The following is an 18,949-nucleotide window of genomic DNA, read 5'->3' on the forward strand; positions in this document are numbered from 1 at the left end:
ATGAGCAGAGGACGATCCGGCCAGAGACAACGTGTCAAGACCGCCAAGGGCCGCAAAATCGGCTCAACCCGCTGGCTCGAACGGCAGCTCAATGATCCCTATGTCAAAAAGGCCAAAGCTGACGGGTACCGGTCGCGTGCGGCCTACAAGCTGCTCGAGCTGGACGAACGGTTCAAATTTGTCCGCAAGTCCCGGGCGGTTGTCGACCTCGGCATCGCACCGGGTGGCTGGGCCCAGGTTGTGCGCAAATATGTGCCCGATGCTGCGGTGGTTGGGATTGATTTGCTGCCGGTCGATCCGATTGATGGCGTGACCATATTCGAAATGGATTTCATGGATGATGCGGCGCCGGACAAGCTGATTGACGCGCTGGGTGGTTCACCGGATCTTGTGCTGTCGGACATGGCGGCCAATACCGTCGGGCATCAGCAGACCGATCATTTGCGAACCATGGCTCTGGTCGAGGCCGGCGCCTGGTTTGCCATTGAGAATCTCCAAAAGGGCGGGGTTTTTGTCGCGAAGGTTCTCGCCGGTGGCACCGATAACGAGTTGCTCCAGATGCTGAAAAAGCATTTTTCCACCGTCAAACATGCCAAGCCCCCGGCGAGCCGGAAGGGGTCTTCGGAATGGTATGTTGTGGCACAGGGGTTCAAGGGGCGTCAGGGCGCCGATTGAGGCGCCTTATTTTTCGCTGCGGACGGCGGCGATCAACTCTTTGAGCCCGTCATAGCCAATCGCGCCAACGGCGGATTCATTGCCGACGACAAAAGCCGGGGTGCCGGTAAACTGAAACCTGCGGGCCATTTCCAGGTTCTGCTGGATTTCCTCGCGCGCTTCCGGCGTGGCCATGAAGGCGCGGGCGGCTGCCAGATCCAGGCCGACTTCTGTTGCTGCGGCCTCGATGGTCGACGGGGAAGGACGACCGGTTGCGAACATGGTTTTGTGGAACTCGAAATATTTGCCCTGTTTCGCGGCGGCCAGAGCCATCAGTGCGGCGTCATTGCTGGCCTCACTCAAAATGGGAAGTTCACGAAACACCACCTTGATATTCTTGTCTTCCTTGAGCAACCTGTCGATGTCCGCGGTGGTCTGCTTGCAATAGGGGCAGGCAAAATCGGAATATTCCACAATTGTGACATCACCATTGGGATTGCCGGCGAAAGCCGCCCCGGCAAAGGGTGTTTCAATAGCCTCGCGTACCTGATTGATGGCAGAGGCTTTTTCCCGGCTGCGCAGAATTTCGACCGCTTCGGGAATGATCTCCGGGTTTTCGAGAATATACTGACGCACGATCGCTTCAATGGCGGCCTGTTCGTCGGCATTGATTCCGGCTGCCGCCGCCTGTTGCGATGCGTCTGTTCCCGACGTCCCGCCCGATTGCGAAAACCATACGGCTGCCGCCGCTGCAATGGCCAACGTGCCACCTGCCATAATCATCCACTTTCCGTTTTGTTTCTCAGTCATGTGTGCAACACCGTATTTTCTTCTCCCTTTGTCGCAGGAAGGGCAAATTGTCCATGATTGTCAGGAGAAAAGGAGAGAACCAGTTCAGCGCCGTTTTGCAGCCCGCTCGAACTCGCTCTTTGCGATGAGCGAGATATCCTGTGCCCGGATCCAGTCCGGTGTGTTTTCGTCGATGCCGGCCATGGCGATCTGGGAACTGCGGATGGCGCCGCCATAATTGCGCTGCAACAAGGCGCTTTCGGCCGTCGCCAGCTGGGCGCGAGCGGTGTCCCCCTTGCGGGAATAGACCACGCCGAGCTGATACCAGGCAAAGGGATTGCGATTGTCCTTGATCACGGCAGCCTTCAGCACCTTTTCGGCTTCGTCGAAATGCTGATCATCCTCCGTGGCAATCAGCGCGTGCCCGAACAGACTGGCTATCAGGGGATGGTTGTTGGTCAGGTTCACGGCCCGACGCAGGGATTTCAGAGCTTCTCTCGGTCTGCCGGATTCCAGAAGTATCTGGCCTTCGAGTTCGAGGAAATAGGGGTCCGTGGGATCGATTGCGAGAAGTTCCTGAACCTCCTGCAAGGCGCGGTCAGGATAAGCACTTTTGTGCCAGGCGTATGCCCGCGCATAGCGCGCCGGAATCGTCCGGTCGCTCTCCGGAAACTCGCGCAACGTGACCGCGGGCTCCGACGTGAAACCGAGCAGCTTGGCCTTGACCCGCTGGAAGCGTCGCTCAATTTCGGGATCCGGCGGGGTGTCCCATGCCGGATCGGCCTGATAGACTTCGCGCAACAGGGACACGCGTTCACCGGTCAGCGGGTGGGTCCGGCCGTAGCTGTCTTCCTGCGGGATACCGAGACGGAACTCATAATTTTGCAGCTTCTTGAAAAAGTCGATCGAGCCGCGACCGGTGATGCCCGCAGCCGACAGATAACGCGCTCCGGCCGCGTCTGCTGCGCGTTCCTGGACGCGGCTGAAGGCGAGGAACTTGCCAAGCGCCGCTTGCTGCCCGGCAGCCAGAATCCCTGCGCCCGCATCACCCGCGCCGGCTGCAATGGCCGCTGCGCCGAGGATCAGGCTCAGGATCGTGATCCCGGTGGCAGTCTCAATCCCTTCATTGAAGCGGATGATATGCCCTCCGGTAATATGGCCGAGTTCGTGCGCCATGATGCCCTGGATTTCGACCGCACTGTCTGCGGCCGCAATTGTCCCGGAATAGAAAAACATGCGCTGGCCGCCAGCAACGAAGGCATTGATCTGTTTGTCGTTGATCAGGATGACTTCGACATCGTCGGCATCAAGCTCCGACACTGCCACCAGCGGCGCGACCATGTCGCTGAACAGTTCTTCGGTCTCTGCGTCGCGCAGGATCGATTGCGCCGCCACCGGTTGCGCGGCGAATACGGCCAGCGCGAGTAGCGCGAAAAAGAAATACAGCAGCCTGGCGAAATGCCGGCTGGAAGGGGAGGCTGGCAGTGATGCGGTCGCGGAGGTCATGAATTTCCTTTGCCTGGATTCCCGGTAATTTACACGGTTTCCTCTGGCATTGGTAGCCTGAACCTGTGATGAAATGAAACCGGGTCAATCCTCGCGGAGATGATCCGGTTTCACGCAATCCCTGTTTCGACAGCTCTAGCCGAAGGTCCGCTGCCACCACCCCTGACGCGGTGCGCCGTCGGACGATTCCGGGCTTCCGGATTCTTCAGCCGAAGTCTCTGTCGTTTCCGACTTTTTCCGGGGAGATTTTGCCGCGGTTTTGGCAGCGGTTTTGGCAGCGGATTTTTCCGTCGGTTTTTTGGCGGACCTGGACGCGGGCGCCTTCTTTGCCGGCTTTTCCTTGTCTGCTTCCGCTTCCGGCGCTTTCTTGGCCCGGGACCGGGATGCACGCTTCGGCTTTTCTTCGGTTGCGGAATCCGATGCCTCTGCCGTTTCCTCTTTTACCGCTGCAGCCTTGCGGGGTGCCCGCCGCCGCTTGGGCTTTTCTTCCGCTTCGGCTTCGGCAGTCCCGGCATCAGCCGTTTCGGCTTCATCCTTTGTGTCTTCAGCCTTCCTGGAACGACGTTTGCGTTTCGGCTTTTCTTCACCGTCATCATCATCGCTCTTCGACTTGCGGGCCCGGGTCTTTGCGGGCGCCTTTTCATCGGAGTCTGCGGATGACGCCTCACCGGAGTCTTCGGGCTTGCTGTCCGTATCCTGATCAGACTGATCCGGCCCTTTTTCCGCCCGGTCGCCACCGCGGCCGCGGCGGCCCCGGCGTCTGCGGCGTTTTTTGGGCTTGTCGTCACCGGACCGATCGTCTCTGGCCTCGGGACCGTCGTCCTCGTCATCCTCATCGACAATGGGCTCAAATTTGGGCGCATTGGCCGGCGGTCCGCCGGTACCGGAGACTTCCATCCGGGCGCCTTCATCCTGGCCATCGGGCGTGATCTGGACCGAGACGCCATAGCGTTTCTCGATTTCTTCCAGCTCGTGCCGCTTGCTGTTCAGCACATAAATGGTGGCTTCCTGGCTGGCAGTCAGCGTGATCTGACGAGCCTTGCCCTTGGCGGCCTCTTCCTCGATCAGCCGCAGCGCGGAAAGAGCGCTGGACGAAGCGGTCCGGACCAGGCCGGTCCCTTCGCAATGTGGGCAAACCTTGGTCGAGGCCTCCAGCACACCGGTGCGCAGGCGCTGGCGGCTCATTTCGAGCAGGCCAAAGCTGGAAATCCGGCCAACCTGAATCCGCGCCCGGTCATTCTTGAGCGCATCGCGCATCGCCCGTTCGACTTTGCGGATATTGCCGTGCCGATCCATGTCGATAAAATCGATCACGACCAGTCCGGCCATATCACGCAGGCGCAATTGCCTGGCAATTTCTGCCGCGGCTTCGAGATTGGTCTTGACCGCCGTGGCCTCGATGCCGTGCTCGCGGGTCGAACGCCCGGAGTTGATGTCGATGGATACCAGCGCTTCGGTCGGATTGATGACCAGATAACCGCCCGATTTCAACTGCACTTCCGGCTGATACATGGCGGACAGCTGGTCCTCCACGCCATAGCGCTGGAACAGCGACACCGGATCGGCATAGCTTTTCACCCGCCGGCTGTGGCTCGGCATCAGCAATTTCATGAAATCCTTGGCGGCCTTGTAACCGTCCGCCCCTTCGACCAGCACTTCCTCTATCTCGCGATTATAAATGTCGCGGATGGCGCGCTTGATCAGGTCGCTGTCACTGTGGATCAGACTGGGCGCGACCGCACCCAGGGTATTCTCGCGAATTTCGTCCCACAGCCGGGCGAGATAGTCGAAGTCCCGCTTGATTTCAGGCTTGGTCCGCGACAGGCCCGCCGTGCGAACGATGCAGCCCATGGTTGGCGGCAGTTTCAGATCCGCGATGATCGATTTCAGGCGCTTGCGGTCGCCGGCATTGTTGATTTTCCGGCTGATGCCGCCACCATGCGAGGTGTTGGGCATCAGGACGCAATAGCGACCCGCGAGGCTCAGATAAGTGGTGAGGGCGGCACCCTTGTTGCCGCGTTCTTCCTTGACGACCTGGACCAGGACCACCTGGCGGCGCTGGATAACGTCCTGAATCTTGTAGCGCTTGCGCAGAGCCATGCGCTTCTGGCGCGCCTGATCGCTGGCCTTGGCGACATTGCCCTTGCCGCGTCCGCCGCGTCCCCGCCGGCCTTTGCCACCGCGTCCGCGCCGTCCCTTGCCCTTTTTGCCTTCCGCCGCGTCGTTTTCGTCGGAGTCTTCGCCGTCCTTGTCTTCATCGGCGTCGTCGGATCCGGAATCTCCATCGTCTTCGCCATCATCGGAATCGTCTTCGTCATCATCATCATCTGATGCGTCTTCCGAAGGTATTTCGCCTTCGGTGACGTCGATCGTGTCCACGCTTTCGTCTTTTTCGACTTCCACCAGCGCGGTGTCCAGCTCCTCGGTGGCTTCGCTGCGCACCATGTCGGCGGGCGCGTCTTCCTCTTCTTCTTCCTGGGCCCGCAATGCGGCTTCTTCGGCCGCATGTTCGGCTTCTTCGGCCAGCAGGCGTTCCCGGTCTTCCTTGGGTATCTGGTAATAGTCGGGATGGATTTCCGAAAAGGCGAGGAAACCGTGGCGATTGCCGCCATAGTCCACAAATGCGGCCTGTAGTGACGGCTCGACCCGGGTAACCTTGGCTAGATAGATGTTGCCTTTGAGCTGCTTGTGCTCGGAAGATTCAAAATCGAATTCCTCAATCTTGTTTCCTTTTACGACCGCCACCCGGGTTTCTTCCTGGTGGCGCGCGTCGATTAACATGCGCGTTGTCATTCAATATACTCCTGGCATGGCGCGGCGGGCTGGAGCCCGGTGGGGCCATGCGATCATTTGGGGACAACGTCTTCTTGCCGAATACCCCGAATAGGGGGGCGGGCGGCGTCATCCGGTTGTTTGGAAAGGTTTGTGAAAAATATGTGTCTGCAACAACTGCATGGCCCCAGCCGTCAGCCGGGGACTGTCCGATCATGAAAGCACTGCCAGTGGCATGTCTTTCTAAGCCGGAAATGTCATGTCTCATGTCGCGTCAACCTGGTAGTACCGGGTCAATTCCCGGTATCTTGTGATGTTCAGCGGATAAATCCGGTCAACATGGCGTTGGTGCTAGCACCGTCATCGGGGATCGGCAACACAAACTGTCAAAGGGTGTGACACTCATGTTTGTCCCCGGCCCACACCACCTTCTCCGGGTTTATGGTAAACATCCTGTTAACCCTGTCATTTCACGGCTCCTTACCGGTTCATGCTTAATGACCTGTTCATCACGATTGCGGCGGGGACGTACCATATGAATTTTGACTGGACCGACATGACGGCATCAATGCATAAGGTCGGCATGAGTCTGGTCTCCCTCCTCGCAGCTTCAGTCCTTGCCACGCAGCCAGCGGATGCAGCGGGCATCAAGCGGATAGACTCCGGCAGCACCGAGATATTCGTGGCTTTTGATGGTCTCGTGGAAGGGGCTTCCACGTTCACGCTCGCCGGTCCTGACCGGATTGCAATTGATGTCCGGGGTGGTCAGGCAGGTCGCGGCGGCAGGGCTTCGGGTATTGTGAAAGCGGTGCGGCAGGGACAGTTTGATCCGCAGACCGCGCGCATCGTCTTCGACCTCAAGCAGCCCGCGATTGTCACCGGAGGTCAATTCTCTGCCGATGGAAAAAGTCTGCGTCTGAAACTCAAACCGGTGTCGGGTGTGGCCGGGACTGGCGTGCGGAAAAATTTTCTGCCGCCGGCACAATTCCGGGCCGAGCCACCGAAAAACACCTATTCTGTCAAAGTGCCGCTCGGCCGGCCGAAAGACAGTGTGAAACTGCCGAAAATCAGCGGGCCTGACGATCCCGAACGGCCGCTGGTGGTTATCGATGCGGGCCATGGCGGGCATGACCCGGGCGCCATTTCCCCGCACGGGAACCAGCGCGAAAAGGACGTGACGCTGGCCATTGCCAAGGCGATCCGCGACCGGCTGGTCGACAGTGGCCGAGTGCGCGTGGCACTGACCCGCGAAACCGACAAGTTTCTGGTGCTGGAGGAGCGTTACGGCATCGCCCGCAGGCTGGGTGCGGATCTGTTCATCTCGTTGCATGCCGATGCTGCGGGCAATGAAGAGGCATCTGGAGCTACCGTTTACACGCTATCCGAAGTGGCTTCCGACCGCGAGGCTTCAAAGCTGGCCGCGCGGGAAAACAAGTCGAACATTATCAATGGTGTCAACCTCGGTGGTGCCAATCGCGAGGTATCATCAATCCTGATTGATCTGACGCAGAGAGAAACGATGAACGTCTCCGCGGATTTCGCCAAATTGCTCCATCGCGAGGGCCGCAGAAAGATGCCGTTTCGGAACAATCCGCATCGTTTTGCCTCGTTCGTGGTTCTGAAGGCGCCCGACACCCCGTCCGTTCTTTTTGAGGCGGGTTACCTGACCAATCGCAATGATGCGGCGTTTTTGAGCTCACTGGACGGCCGGGCCCGCGTGGCCGACGGAGTGGCTACGGCGATCGAGACCCATTTCGCCCGGAAACTGGCGCAACGGTAAAATCCCGCACCGGATCCTGCATCTGGCACGGCCGGTAGAAGCTGCAAAAATTTACGCGTTATTGGCTGGAAAATCGTCTCAACGGTGCTAGAACCCGCTCCATATGGTCGATGAAAGCGAAAATACTGCCAGCGAAAGCCTGGCCTACAAGCTGGAGCGCAATACCGGAGGTCTGGTAGCTGCCCTGGAACGGGTCTGGCAGAAGAAATGGTTTCGGCTGTTTCTGGGGTTCATGGCCCTGTGTCTGCTTGGCTGGCTTGCGATCTGGGCGCTCTTCGCCCGGGACCTTCCGGATGCAGCGGCGCTACAGCAATATGAGCCGCCGCTGCCAACCACAGTACGGGCTTATGACGGGGAACCGATTCACAGCTATGCCCGCGAACGCCGGGTGCAGCTGGAGTTCGCCGAATATCCGGCACTGCTCGTTCGCGCCTATCTGGCGGCAGAAGATCGCACCTTTTTTGAACATGGCGGGCTCGACTATCCCGGTATCGCCACGGCCATCGTCACCAATATTTCGAACAGTGGCCGGCCCGTGGGTGCGTCCACCATCACACAGCAGGTGGCGAAAAACCTGCTGCTGACCAACGAGGTTTCCTATCGCCGGAAAGTGCGCGAAGCGCTGCTCGCCTACCGGATTGAAGAAGTTCTCACGAAAGAAGAGATTCTCGAGCTCTATCTCAACCAGATTTTCCTGGGACGGAATGCCTATGGTGTCCAGGCCGCAGCCCAGGCCTATTTTGCAAAAGACGTGGACGCACTGGCGCTGCACGAGATGGCTTATCTGGCGATCCTGCCGAAGGGCCCGTCCAACTATCGGCCGGAAAATAACGCGCAACGGGCAGTCAACCGGCGCAACTGGGTGCTGGGTGAAATGCTGGAAAATGGCTGGATCTCGGAAGACCAGCACGATTCCGCCCGGGCACAACCATTGGGGACCGTGCGGCGCTCCGGTCCGCGGTTCGAGCGAGTGGGTGGCTATTTCATCGAGGAAGTCCGGCGGGAACTGATCGAACGCTTTGGCGAGGCCAACGAAGATGGCGAAAGCCCCTACAGCGTTTATTCGGGCGGCCTCTGGGTACGGACCTCGCTCAATCCCGAGCTGCAGGAAATGACCAAGACCGCGCTGCGTAACGGCCTGCTTCGCTACAGCCGCGGCAAGGGATGGGGCGGCCCGATTAACACCATCGAAATTGATGAGGACTGGGCACAGCGCCTGGCATCAACCTTTATCGCGACCGACTATTCCAACTGGCGGGTGGCGGTTGCCATCTCCCGCAGTGGTAACGGTGCGGAAATCGGTTTTTCCGACGGAACGACCGGCCGGGTTGCGAGCGTGCCCGACAGATTGAAAGCTGGCGACATCATCGCCGTCAGCCCGGTGAGCGGCAGCAGCTACCGGCTCGAAAATGTTCCGGAAGTCTCTGGCGGCATGGTCGTGCAGAATCCGCGCAATGGACGGGTCTGGGCGATGCAGGGCGGGTTTGACGACCGGATGAGCAGTTTCAACCGGGCCACACAGGCGGAACGGCAGCCAGGTTCAACAATCAAGCCCTTTGTTTACGCAACCGCGCTGGATCAGGGCATGACGCCGGCTTCGATCATCGTCGACAGTCCCTTCTGTGTGTATCAGTCGGCGGCTCTGGGGCGGAAATGCTTCCGCAATTTCGGCGGTTCGCGCGGGGCCGGAGCGCAGACCCTGCGCTGGGGTGTCGAACAATCCCGTAACCTGATGACCGTCCGCGCCGCGAATGACGCCGGCATGGACAATGTCGTCAAGACGATCAAGACGATGGGTATCGGGGACTATCAGCCTTATCTGGCATTTGCGCTTGGGGCAGGGGACACGACGGTGACCAAGCTGACCAACGCCTATTCGATGCTGGTCAATCATGGCCGTGAACTGCAGCCGACGCTGATCGACTATGTCCAGGATCGCAGCGGCAAGGTGATCTTGCGGGCCGACACGCGCAATTGCGAGAATTGCAACATGCCGGACTGGGACGGCCAGCCGATGCCGCGCCCGCGTCCGGCAGGCAAGCAGCTGATGAATCCGATGACCGCCTATCAGATGGTCAATATTCTCGAAGGTGTGATTACCCGCGGGACCGCTCAAAACCTCAAAAGCCTGAACCGGCCACTGTTCGGAAAGACGGGCACGGCGAGCGGACCGACCAATGTCTGGTTTGTTGGCGGTTCTCCCGACATGGTTGCGGGTGTCTACATGGGATTTGACCAGCCGCGGAACATGGGTGGCTATGCTCAGGGTGGCACGCTGGCAGCTCCTATCTTCCGGCAGTTTGCAGAGAAAGCCATGGCGGGCATGCCGAAGACGCCATTTGTCGCGCCCAGGGGCATCCGCATGGTGCGGGTTGATCGCAAGAGCGGCAAGCGCGTATTTGGCGGCTGGCCAAGCGATGACCCCCGTTCGCCGGTGATATGGGATGTGTTCAAGCCCGAAACCGAGCCCCGGCGGTCGATCCGCAAGGAAGAGCTTCTGGCCCGTCTGGAAGCGCGCAAGGCCCAGCTGGCGGCTGAGCAGGCGGCTGCCCGCGCACGCGCCGCTGACGCCGGGCTTCGCAGCACCGGACCGGCTCGCAACGACAATGAGTTCCTCCAGGAAGAGGGCGGGATCTATTAGGTTCCGCGCCACATGAAGGCGGCGGATATCGCAGCGTCCCAGGGTATCCGCAACGTGGATCAGGGCCAGGCGAGGCTGCTCGCGGACATCACCGCAGATGCTTTTCGCGACGATCCGTTCAACAACTGGCTGTTTGCCAGTTACAAGGGAATGCACCGGACATTCGAGGTTTTGGCACGCCATGTCTATGGCCGCGACGGCTGTTGCCAGATACTGGAAGAGGACGGCGAGGACCAGGCCGCAGCGATGTGGATGCTGCCCGGTGGCAATCTGGACACGCCGCTCAGGGCATTGCCGGCGCTTTATGGCGGGCTCTTTTTCAACGGCGGACTGGGAGCCCTGAAACGCGGCAAGGCGGCGGGGGAAGCGATGGAGGCCCATCATCCGAGCGAACCGCACGCCTATCTGTTTACCGTCGGGGTGAAGGGAACCGGGCGCGGTCGCGGGCTGGGGCGCAAGTTGCTGGCCCCGGTTCTGGATGCCGCCGATCGCACCGGGACGATGATCTATCTCGAAAACTCCAACCCGGCCAACCGCGGCTTTTACAACAGTCTCGGCTTTGAACGTATCGAGCTGTTTCATCCGCTTCCGGAGTCCCCGCCGCTGGAGGCGATGCAGCGGAAAGCTGGCGCTGCCGTATCGGGACAGACCGGCTGATGGCCGATTTTCTGCTGCTCGCCTTCATCTTTCTGATTGCGGGCGTAATTGCTGTTCCGATCGCGTCGCGGCTCGGGCTCGGATCGGTTCTGGGCTATCTGATCGCCGGCATTTTGATCAGTCCGACCCTCAATTTCCTGGGTGTCGATGTCGTGGCGGTTCAGCATTTTGCCGAATTTGGTGTCGTGATGATGCTGTTCCTTATCGGACTGGAGCTGGAGCCGAAACTGCTCTGGGAGATGCGCGGACGGCTCGCCGGTCTGGGCGGAGGGCAGGTTATCGGCACTGCCGCTGCGATCATGGCATTGGCGATGGTCCTCGGCGAGACCTGGCATGTTGCACTGGCGATTGGCCTTGTCCTCGCCTTGTCTTCCACCGCTATCGTGCTGCAGACACTCAATGAAAAGGGTCTGATGCGCAGCGATGGCGGACAGGCGAGTTTTTCGGTGCTGCTGTTCCAGGATATCGCGGTTATCCCGATGCTGGCCTTGCTGCCCTTGCTGGCGATTCCGGAACTGGCGGCCACGGCAGATGCCGGGCATGACGAAGGTCTCAGTCTGGTCGCCGATCTTAATGCCTGGCAAACCGCGCTGGTCACACTGGGAGCCATCGCCTTTGTGGTTCTGGGCGGCAATTATCTGACCCGGCCCATCTTCCGCTTCATCGCCGCGGCACAGTTACGCGAGCTGTTTACGGCCGCTGCATTGATGATGATCATTGGCATCGCCTTGCTGATGTCGCTGGTCGGGCTGTCTCCGGCACTGGGGACCTTCCTCGCCGGTGTCGTGCTCGCCAACAGCGAATATCGCCATGAACTGGAATCGGATATCGAACCGTTCAAGGGGCTTTTGCTCGGCCTGTTCTTCATGACTGTCGGCGCCGGTATCAACTTCGCCTTGCTGATGGATAATGCCGGGCCGATTATTGCGCTGACCCTTGGCTTGATAGCCATCAAGATCATCGTGCTGCTGGTGCTGTCCATGCTGTTCAACATTCCGGGTGCCCATCGTTGGCTGTTTTCGCTCGGGCTGGCCCAGGCTGGGGAATTCGGTTTTGTCCTGCTCGCCTTCACGGACGCCAACGGGATTTTACCAACAGCGCTGGCTGACAAGCTGCTGCTGATCGTGGCGCTGTCGATGCTGCTGACTCCGCTGCTGTTCATTCTCTATGACCGTGTGATCGCCCCGCGCTACAATCGTGAGCAGCACCGGGAAGCGGATGAGATTGACGATATCAGCCCGATCATCATAGCCGGACGCGGGCGCGTCGGCGGTATCGTGGACCGGATTCTGGAAAGTGCGGGATATAAGTCCACCGTAATCGATTTCAGCTCCGAACAGCTCGGCCGATTGCAGAAATTCGGCATCAATGCCTATTTCGGCGATGCCACCCGACCCGACCTGCTGCGCTCCGCGGGGGTCGAGGAAGCGAAGCTGTTGATCGTCGCGATCGATGACAAGGAGCAGATCACGAAGCTCGTGCAATATGCGGTGCACCATTATCCCGACCTGCATGTCATGGCGCGGGCGGTGGATCGCGATCACGTCTATGCGCTGTGGTCAGTCGGCTGCCGGGACATTATCCGCGAGACCTATGACAGTTCGCTGCGCATGGGACGATCGGCTTTTGAGGCGATCGGCATATCGCGCGAAACGGCAGATGAAATGGTCGACATATTCCGGGATGCGGATCGCAAGTCGATGATCGAATTTGCCGACGTATATGACATCGATATTCCGTCCTGGGAGAATGAAGCCCTGCTCGCGAAAGTCCGCCAGCTTCAGGAAGAGTGGGAGCCGGAGCTCCGCGAACAGATTATTGCCGTCCGCAACCGGGACGGGATGCAATAGATCGGCGAACCGACATTGCGGTCAGACGGTTTCCAGTGCCCGGAAACAACTTTTCAGCTCGTTTGCAATTTCCGCGCGGATTCCGTTCGCCGTAGGAATGGCCCCGACAGCAGTGAATGACGTGTGGATCTGGCCGGGTGCCACAATGCCTCGCGCCGGTGTTCCTGCCGCCGCCAGCGCCTCGGCATAGGCCATGCCCTGATCGCGCAGGGGATCAAATTCCCCGGTCACAATGAACGCAGGAGGCAGGCCGGCGAGGCTGTCCGCGAGCAGGGGGGAGGCCCGGGGGTCGCTACGCTCGGACGGGTCGGCATAGTGATCCCAGAACCAGTCCATCAGCGCTTTGGTCAAAACAAAACCTTCGGCATTTTCTGTCATCGAAGGACTGTCATCCGTGCCATCAACCACGGGCGTGATCAGGATCTGACCCCGGATCGCGGGGCCCCCGGCGTCGCGGGCCAGCTGACTGACGACGGCGGCGATATTGCCGCCGGCGCTCCAGCCACAAACGGCCAGTTCTCCCGGAATACCGCCCAGGCTTTCGGCATTGTCAGCCACCCATTGCAGGGCGGCAAAACCGTCATCCGCCGCCGCCGGGAACCGGTCCTCCGGTCCGTGCCGATAGTTGGCAGATATGATGATGCTATCCGAATTGACGCACAGATCGCGGCAGAAGGCGTCATCGGACGCATGATCGCCCAATACCCAGCCACCGCCATGAAAATAAACGGCAACCGGATGCGGACCGGCCGTGTCGGGGCGGTACAGGCGATAATCCAGTTCGCTTGCTGCACCCGGGAACTTCCCGTCAGCCACTTCGCCAACCGCTGGCCCTGGCGGGTTGGCGGCATTCATCGCGACAGAAACTTCGCGGGCGTCTTGCGCGGACAGGGTTTCAAAGGGTGGCAGTTCCATTTCTGCCAGCGCTTCAAGCAGGGCGACAACATCCGGTTGTTGCCGCCGGACCAGGCCGTCGTTGCACTGCGAGCCTTCGCTGCCATCAAACCGGAAACCGAGATAGTCGTCTGCCGCGACATCATCGCAGGCCCGGCGATAGGCCGCCGCGCCTCCGAGATAGGGCAGGCACACGCGGGGCTTGCCTGGAACATTGGCCCCCATGTACCAGGATTTGGCCTTGGGAAAGAGAGTCATGTCGGCGGTTGCCGTGACATAGTCGACCCAGCCATTTTCCGCCGTTGCCGTGGGTTCGATAACGGACAGATTATTGTCGGCCATATAGCCCAGGCAATCTGCAATCCATTCGACATGCTGCTCGATTGACAGGACCATGTTGGTCATCACGGACGGACTGCCCGGACCGGTAATCATGAAGAAATTGGGAAAGCCCTCAACTGTGAGGCCCAGATAATTGAGCGGGCCATGCTCCCATTTTTTGCGGAGGCTCTGGCCATCCCGGCCCCGGATATCCACAGCCATCAGTGCCCCGGTCATGGCATCAAATCCGGTCGCGAAGACAATCGCGTCGAAATCAAATTCCTTGTCCTGTGTAGCGATACCGCTTTCCGTGATCGTCCGGATCGGGTTCTTCCTGATATCAACGAGGTCGACATTGGATTTGTTGAACGTCTCGTAATAATTGGTGTCGAGGCAGGCACGTTTCGTGCAGATCGGGAACTCCGTCGGCGTCAGTATTTCGGCGAGCTCCGGATCCTCGATCTTGCTCCGCACCTTGCTGCGGACAAATTCCGCCAGTGTTTCGTTGGCTTCCTCGTTGAGCAGGATATCGGCAAATTCGGATCCGAGATGCGGAATGGCACCCTTGGCCCAGAGCTCTTCATACCGCTCCTGCCGCTCTTCTTCCGAAACCGTCAGCGCAAAGTCCATGGCCTCCTTGCCGGGCACGCCCACACGGGTCTTGCGCGCTTCGGCGCGATAGTCCTGATAATGTTCGGTGACGGCGAGCTTTTCCGGCGCAATCGGACCGTTTCCGGCGGGAATGGAATAATTGGCGGTCCGCTGGAACACCGTTGTGTTTTCGGCCTGCTCCGCAATCAGCGGGATCGACTGGATACCGGAAGATCCGGTGCCGATGACGCCGACCGTCTTGCCGGTAAAATTCACGCCTTCATGCGGCCAGCTGTGCGTGCGATAAATCTCCCCCGAGAAATTCTCCACGCCGTCAATGTCGATATCCTTGGGCTCGGAAAGGCATCCGGTGGCCATGATGAAGAACCGGGCGGTGACGGTTTCGCCCTGGTCGGTGGTCACTGTCCAGAGGGCATCGTCTTCGTCCCAGACCGCTTTCTCCACTCGCGTGGCAAAGGTGATGTCTTTCCGCAAGTCGAAGCGGTCCGCAACATGCTGAGCGTAGCTCAGGATTTCCGGCTGGGTGGCATATTTTTCTGTCCATTGCCATTCCTGCTCCAGCTCCGGATCAAAGCTGAAGGAATAGTCGATGCTTTCGATGTCGCAGCGGGCGCCGGGATACCGGTTCCAGTACCAGGTGCCGCCGACATCATCTCCGGCTTCAAAGGCGCGCGGGGTCAAGCCCATTTCCCTAAACTTGTGCAGCAGATAGAGCCCGGCAAAGCCGGCGCCTGCAACGACAACATCCAGGTTTTTCTTGGGCATTTCAGTCATTCTCCGCTCCATCTTGCGACTCTGTGGCCGTGTTTGTTCAAAAGCTAGCACAAGGCCTGACCAGACCATAACTCTTAACTGTGGGAGGGTTGCCTGCGAACCATTGTCGCTGTCTATCACTCCGGGTCGGCAGATTCTTCATGACAAGGCGCGGCGAAATCCCTACCATGGTGGGCATCCCCGGGGAGTCCCTGTTTACGCAGGGATTGAGAGCGGAGTGTACCGCGACCCGTTGAACCTGATCCGATTAATATCGGCGGAGGGAGGGAGCGGCAGTTTGAATATTCCCTCGCGGAAAAATTCCGGCCAGCGCTTTCTTCCTTGCAAGAGGAGAGACATGATGGCCAATGCAGACACGATCACTGCCTGGATCACATTCTTCTTTGGGCTCTATGCCTTTGCTGCGGGTCTGGGCGAATTGCGCCAACCTGGTTTCTGGGCCGATATGCTGTCCGATGTGAAGCGCAGCCGGGCGCTGCAGTTTCTCACCGGCATGATCACGCTCGTGCTCGGCGCGACGATATTTCTGGTCAACCCCTTCAACCCCACCGACTGGCTGTCGATCCTGATCACCGTGCTCGGTGTGTGGATCTTCCTCGAAGGCGTGCTGATCTTTGCGTTTGGGGACTGGTTTCTGAACTTTGCCGGCAAGATGATGGGCAGCGGTCTGCGCATCTGGGCAATCCTTTCGCTGGTCCTCGGCATCCTCATCATTTTCGTCGCCCTGTGGCGGCTACAAGTTGCAACATAAGGAAAATATCCATGGCTGATCTCCCCGCAAAAACCGAAATTGGTGTCACAACCGGCCCGATCCGCGGTTCGAAAAAGATTCACGTCGCGGCCCATAGCGGCAGTGGCATTCGTGTGGCGATGCGCGAGATCCTCCTCGAGGGCGGGGAAGATCCGGTCAGAGTCTATGACACCTCGGGTCCCTATACCGATCCCGAAGCGCTCATTGATATTTCCACCGGCCTCAACGAACTGCGCGGGCAATGGATTCGCGGCCGCGATGACGTCGAGGAAGTCACCCAGCGCGAGGTAAAGCCGGAAGATAATGGCCAGCTCGGTCCCGACCGCAGCGGCGGTGTCGATCCGTTCCCCAATGTCCGCCGCAAGGTTTTGCGCGCGAAGCCGGGCAAGAATGTCAGCCAGATGCATTATGCGCGACAGGGGATCATTACTCCGGAAATGGAATATGTCGCTGAGCGCGAAAATCTCGGTCGCGAGCGGCTCAAGGAATATGTCCGTGATGGTGAAAGCTTTGGCGCGTCCATCCCGGATTATGTCACGCCGGAATTTGTTCGCGACGAAGTGGCGCGGGGCCGGGCGATCATTCCGTCCAACATCAATCACCCGGAAACCGAACCGATGGCGATTGGCCGCAATTTCCTCGTCAAGATCAATGCGAATATCGGGAATTCCGCCGTCGCGTCTGACGTGGCCAATGAAGTCGACAAGATGGTCTGGTCGATCCGCTGGGGTGCGGACACGGTGATGGATTTGTCTACCGGCCGCAACATCCACGACACGCGCGAATGGATCATCCGCAACTCGCCGGTGCCGATCGGGACCGTGCCGATCTATCAGGCGCTCGAAAAGGTCGGCGGCGTTGCCGAGGATCTGACCTGGGAAATTTTCCGCGACACGCTGATCGAACAGGCGGAGCAGGGCGTCGACTATTTCACCATCCATGCCGGCGTCCGACTGCCCTATGTACCGATGGCGGCGAAGCGCGTCACCGGCATCGTCAGTCGCGGCGGGTCGATCATGGCGAAATGGTGCCTCGCGCATCACAAGGAAAGTTTCCTCTACGAGCATTTCGACGACATTACCGAGATCATGAAGGCTTACGACATCGCCTACAGCCTCGGCGACGGCCTCCGTCCCGGCTCGATTGCCGATGCCAATGACGAGGCGCAATTCTCCGAACTCTACACGCTGGGCGAGCTGACCCACCGGGCGTGGAAAGAGGATGTCCAGGTGATGATCGAAGGGCCGGGTCATGTTCCGATGCACAAGATCAGGGAGAATATGACCAAGCAGCTCGAAGTCTGTGGCGAGGCGCCTTTCTACACGCTGGGACCTCTCACCACCGATATCGCGCCCGGCTATGACCATATCACCAGCGGCATCGGCGCGGCGCAGATCGGCTGGTACGGCACGGCGATGCTTTGCTATGTCACGCCCAAGGAGCATCTGGGTCTTCCCGACCGCGATGATGTGAAGGTCGGCGTGGTGACCTACAAGCTCGCGGCCCATGCGGCGGATCTCGCCAAAGGCCATCCGGCGGCGCAGGTTCGCGACGATGCGCTCAGCAAGGCGCGCTTCGAATTCCGCTGGCGCGATCAGTTCAACCTGTCACTCGATCCCGACACGGCGGAAGAGTTTCACGACCAGACGCTTCCGGCAGAAGGCGCGAAAACGGCGCATTTCTGTTCGATGTGCGGGCCGAAATTCTGCAGCATGAAGATCAGTCAGGAAGTCCGCGAATTTGCCGGCAAACAGAACCAGAGCGCGGAAGGCTTTATCGCCAGCGAGAAACTCGGTGCCGATACGGCCGCAGCAAGCAAGGCCGCCGCGGAAGAAGGCATGCGCGAAATGGCGGAGAAATATAAGGAGAAAGGCGACCGGCTCTATCTGCCGGCGGACGAGGTGGAATGATTGAAAGCCTGCGCGTAAGCCGCATTGTCGCTGCGTGGATTTCAGTCTTGTGGGCGTCGGGCGCGCTGCCGCTCGCTGCTCCTGCCCATGCCTGGTCGCACGGAGCGCATATGACCACCGGCGCAATTGCCTATGATGATCTGGCGCGCAGCGACGGGGATGTGCTTGTCGAACTGGACAGGATCATTGCGGCCCATCCGCACATTGACCGGCTCCGTCAGCATGCCGAGGGGATAGAGGGACCGGAACGGGTCCGTGTGTTGCTGCAATGGCTGGCGCGCTGGCCGGATGATATTCGCGATGATCCGGAATTCGATTGCTATGAATGCCATTATGAATTGCAGGTCGTGTCCGGATGGACCTGGCTCTGGCCGTTCCGCAACGGGCAGGCCAGCGAAGCCTTTTCCCGGCATTTCGCCATCCTGGCCGATACCGAAGCGCCTTTGCGTGACCGCGCTATTGCCGTCGGCTGGATCGCGCACATCGTCGGCGATATCCAGCAGCCGCTCCACGCCGGACACCAGCTCACCTGGGATTTCATCGGCACCGACCGTGCAGGGCTTGAAGCCTTTGTGCGCAGCACTGCCGGTGAAAAAGCCACGTCGCTACATGAATATTGGGACTATGCCCTGGATGCGGAAGGCGAACCGGAGGCGACCGTGGTGAAGTGGGCCAGGCCACTGCAAACCGAGATCCCGCGCGGCGCAATCAAGGGGCTCGTTTACAGTGGTTCCATCGAACAGCAATTTGCCAATTGGCTCGACGAGAGCATGCTGCTGGCCGGACGCGGCGCCTATCGCGGCACAGCCCTGCAAGCGGTGCCGGAAGGAGAAGATGCTCCGGTCATGACCGCATGGGAAAACCACTTCACCGTGGCTTTGTCCAAACGCCGAGTGGTGACGGGCGGTTACCGGCTGGCGGATGTGTTCCGGGCGGCTTTGTGATCGGTGGGAGAGGAAAGAGCCGAGGGCGGGTAAGTACAGGGCCGCCACCTACTCCCAATCTGGTGCTCTCATCACTACCCTGCTAAACATCCCG

At 59.6% G+C, this 18,949-nt stretch carries 12 protein-coding genes and 1 riboswitch; of the genes, 8 read left to right on the plus strand and 4 right to left on the minus strand.

Annotation, left to right across the window (positions count from 1 at the left end; genetic code table 11):
- Positions 1 to 675: an RlmE family RNA methyltransferase gene (locus BUQ90_RS09895; RefSeq protein WP_074205076.1), complete on the plus strand. Its 675-nt coding sequence runs from the start codon at positions 1 to 3 to the stop codon at positions 673 to 675.
- A gap of 6 nt (positions 676 to 681) precedes the next feature.
- Here the strand turns inward: BUQ90_RS09895 and BUQ90_RS09900 are convergent, their stop codons facing one another.
- The 3 genes from BUQ90_RS09900 to BUQ90_RS09910 form a co-directional block, all read right to left on the minus strand.
- Positions 682 to 1,464, minus strand: coding sequence for a DsbA family protein (locus BUQ90_RS09900; RefSeq protein ID WP_074205077.1), 783 nt, complete (start codon positions 1,462 to 1,464; stop codon positions 682 to 684).
- 84 nt (positions 1,465 to 1,548) lie between these two features.
- Positions 1,549 to 2,949, minus strand: a complete 1,401-nt coding sequence (locus tag BUQ90_RS09905) for a M48 family metalloprotease (protein ID WP_074205078.1) — start codon at positions 2,947 to 2,949, stop codon at positions 1,549 to 1,551.
- A 135-nt stretch (positions 2,950 to 3,084) separates the two neighbouring features.
- Entirely contained in the window at positions 3,085 to 5,742 is a 2,658-nt protein-coding gene (locus BUQ90_RS09910) for an Rne/Rng family ribonuclease (RefSeq protein WP_074205079.1), read from the minus strand.
- A 514-nt stretch (positions 5,743 to 6,256) separates the two neighbouring features.
- On the opposite strand from BUQ90_RS09910, the gene BUQ90_RS09915 reads away from it, so the two are divergent.
- The 4 genes from BUQ90_RS09915 to BUQ90_RS09930 all read left to right on the plus strand — a co-directional run bounded on the left by BUQ90_RS09915 (position 6,257) and on the right by BUQ90_RS09930 (position 12,649).
- Entirely contained in the window at positions 6,257 to 7,501 is a 1,245-nt protein-coding gene (locus tag BUQ90_RS09915; RefSeq protein ID WP_074205080.1) for an N-acetylmuramoyl-L-alanine amidase, read from the plus strand.
- A 103-nt stretch (positions 7,502 to 7,604) separates the two neighbouring features.
- The gene (locus tag BUQ90_RS09920; protein ID WP_074205081.1) at positions 7,605 to 10,142 is read left to right on the plus strand and encodes a penicillin-binding protein 1A; all 2,538 of its coding nucleotides are present in this window, start codon (positions 7,605 to 7,607) and stop codon (positions 10,140 to 10,142) included.
- Between the two features lie 12 nt (positions 10,143 to 10,154).
- On the plus strand, positions 10,155 to 10,799 hold the full coding sequence (locus tag BUQ90_RS09925) for a GNAT family N-acetyltransferase (RefSeq protein WP_074205082.1): 645 nt from the start codon (positions 10,155 to 10,157) through the stop codon (positions 10,797 to 10,799).
- Entirely contained in the window at positions 10,799 to 12,649 is a 1,851-nt protein-coding gene (locus tag BUQ90_RS09930; protein WP_074205083.1) for a monovalent cation:proton antiporter-2 (CPA2) family protein, read from the plus strand. The genes BUQ90_RS09925 and BUQ90_RS09930 overlap by 1 nt, the downstream gene beginning before the upstream one ends.
- Before the next feature lie 21 nt (positions 12,650 to 12,670).
- Here BUQ90_RS09930 and BUQ90_RS09935 read toward each other — a convergent pair whose 3' ends face one another.
- A complete protein-coding gene (locus BUQ90_RS09935) occupies positions 12,671 to 15,250 on the minus strand; it encodes a flavin-containing monooxygenase (protein WP_074205084.1) in 2,580 nt (859 codons plus the stop codon).
- A 171-nt stretch (positions 15,251 to 15,421) separates the two neighbouring features.
- Positions 15,422 to 15,532, plus strand: a riboswitch (TPP riboswitch).
- Between the two features lie 55 nt (positions 15,533 to 15,587).
- On the opposite strand from BUQ90_RS09935, the gene BUQ90_RS09940 reads away from it, so the two are divergent.
- From BUQ90_RS09940 to BUQ90_RS09950, 3 genes are read left to right on the plus strand one after another with little or no spacing between them, the layout of a single operon-like run.
- Positions 15,588 to 16,001 (plus strand): hypothetical protein, encoded by a 414-nt coding sequence (locus BUQ90_RS09940; RefSeq protein WP_084192658.1) that lies wholly within the window; start codon positions 15,588 to 15,590, stop codon positions 15,999 to 16,001.
- Positions 16,002 to 16,012: 11 nt separating this feature from the next.
- Positions 16,013 to 17,911 (plus strand): phosphomethylpyrimidine synthase ThiC, encoded by a 1,899-nt coding sequence (gene thiC, locus BUQ90_RS09945; protein WP_074205085.1) that lies wholly within the window; start codon positions 16,013 to 16,015, stop codon positions 17,909 to 17,911.
- Entirely contained in the window at positions 17,908 to 18,855 is a 948-nt protein-coding gene (locus BUQ90_RS09950) for a S1/P1 nuclease (RefSeq protein WP_074205086.1), read from the plus strand. Before thiC ends, BUQ90_RS09950 begins: the two co-directional genes overlap by 4 nt.
- Positions 18,856 to 18,949 lie beyond the last annotated feature (94 nt).

It is taken from the genome of Parasphingorhabdus marina DSM 22363, assembly GCF_900128895.1.
Taxonomy (GTDB): Bacteria; Pseudomonadota; Alphaproteobacteria; order Sphingomonadales; family Sphingomonadaceae; genus Parasphingorhabdus; species Parasphingorhabdus marina.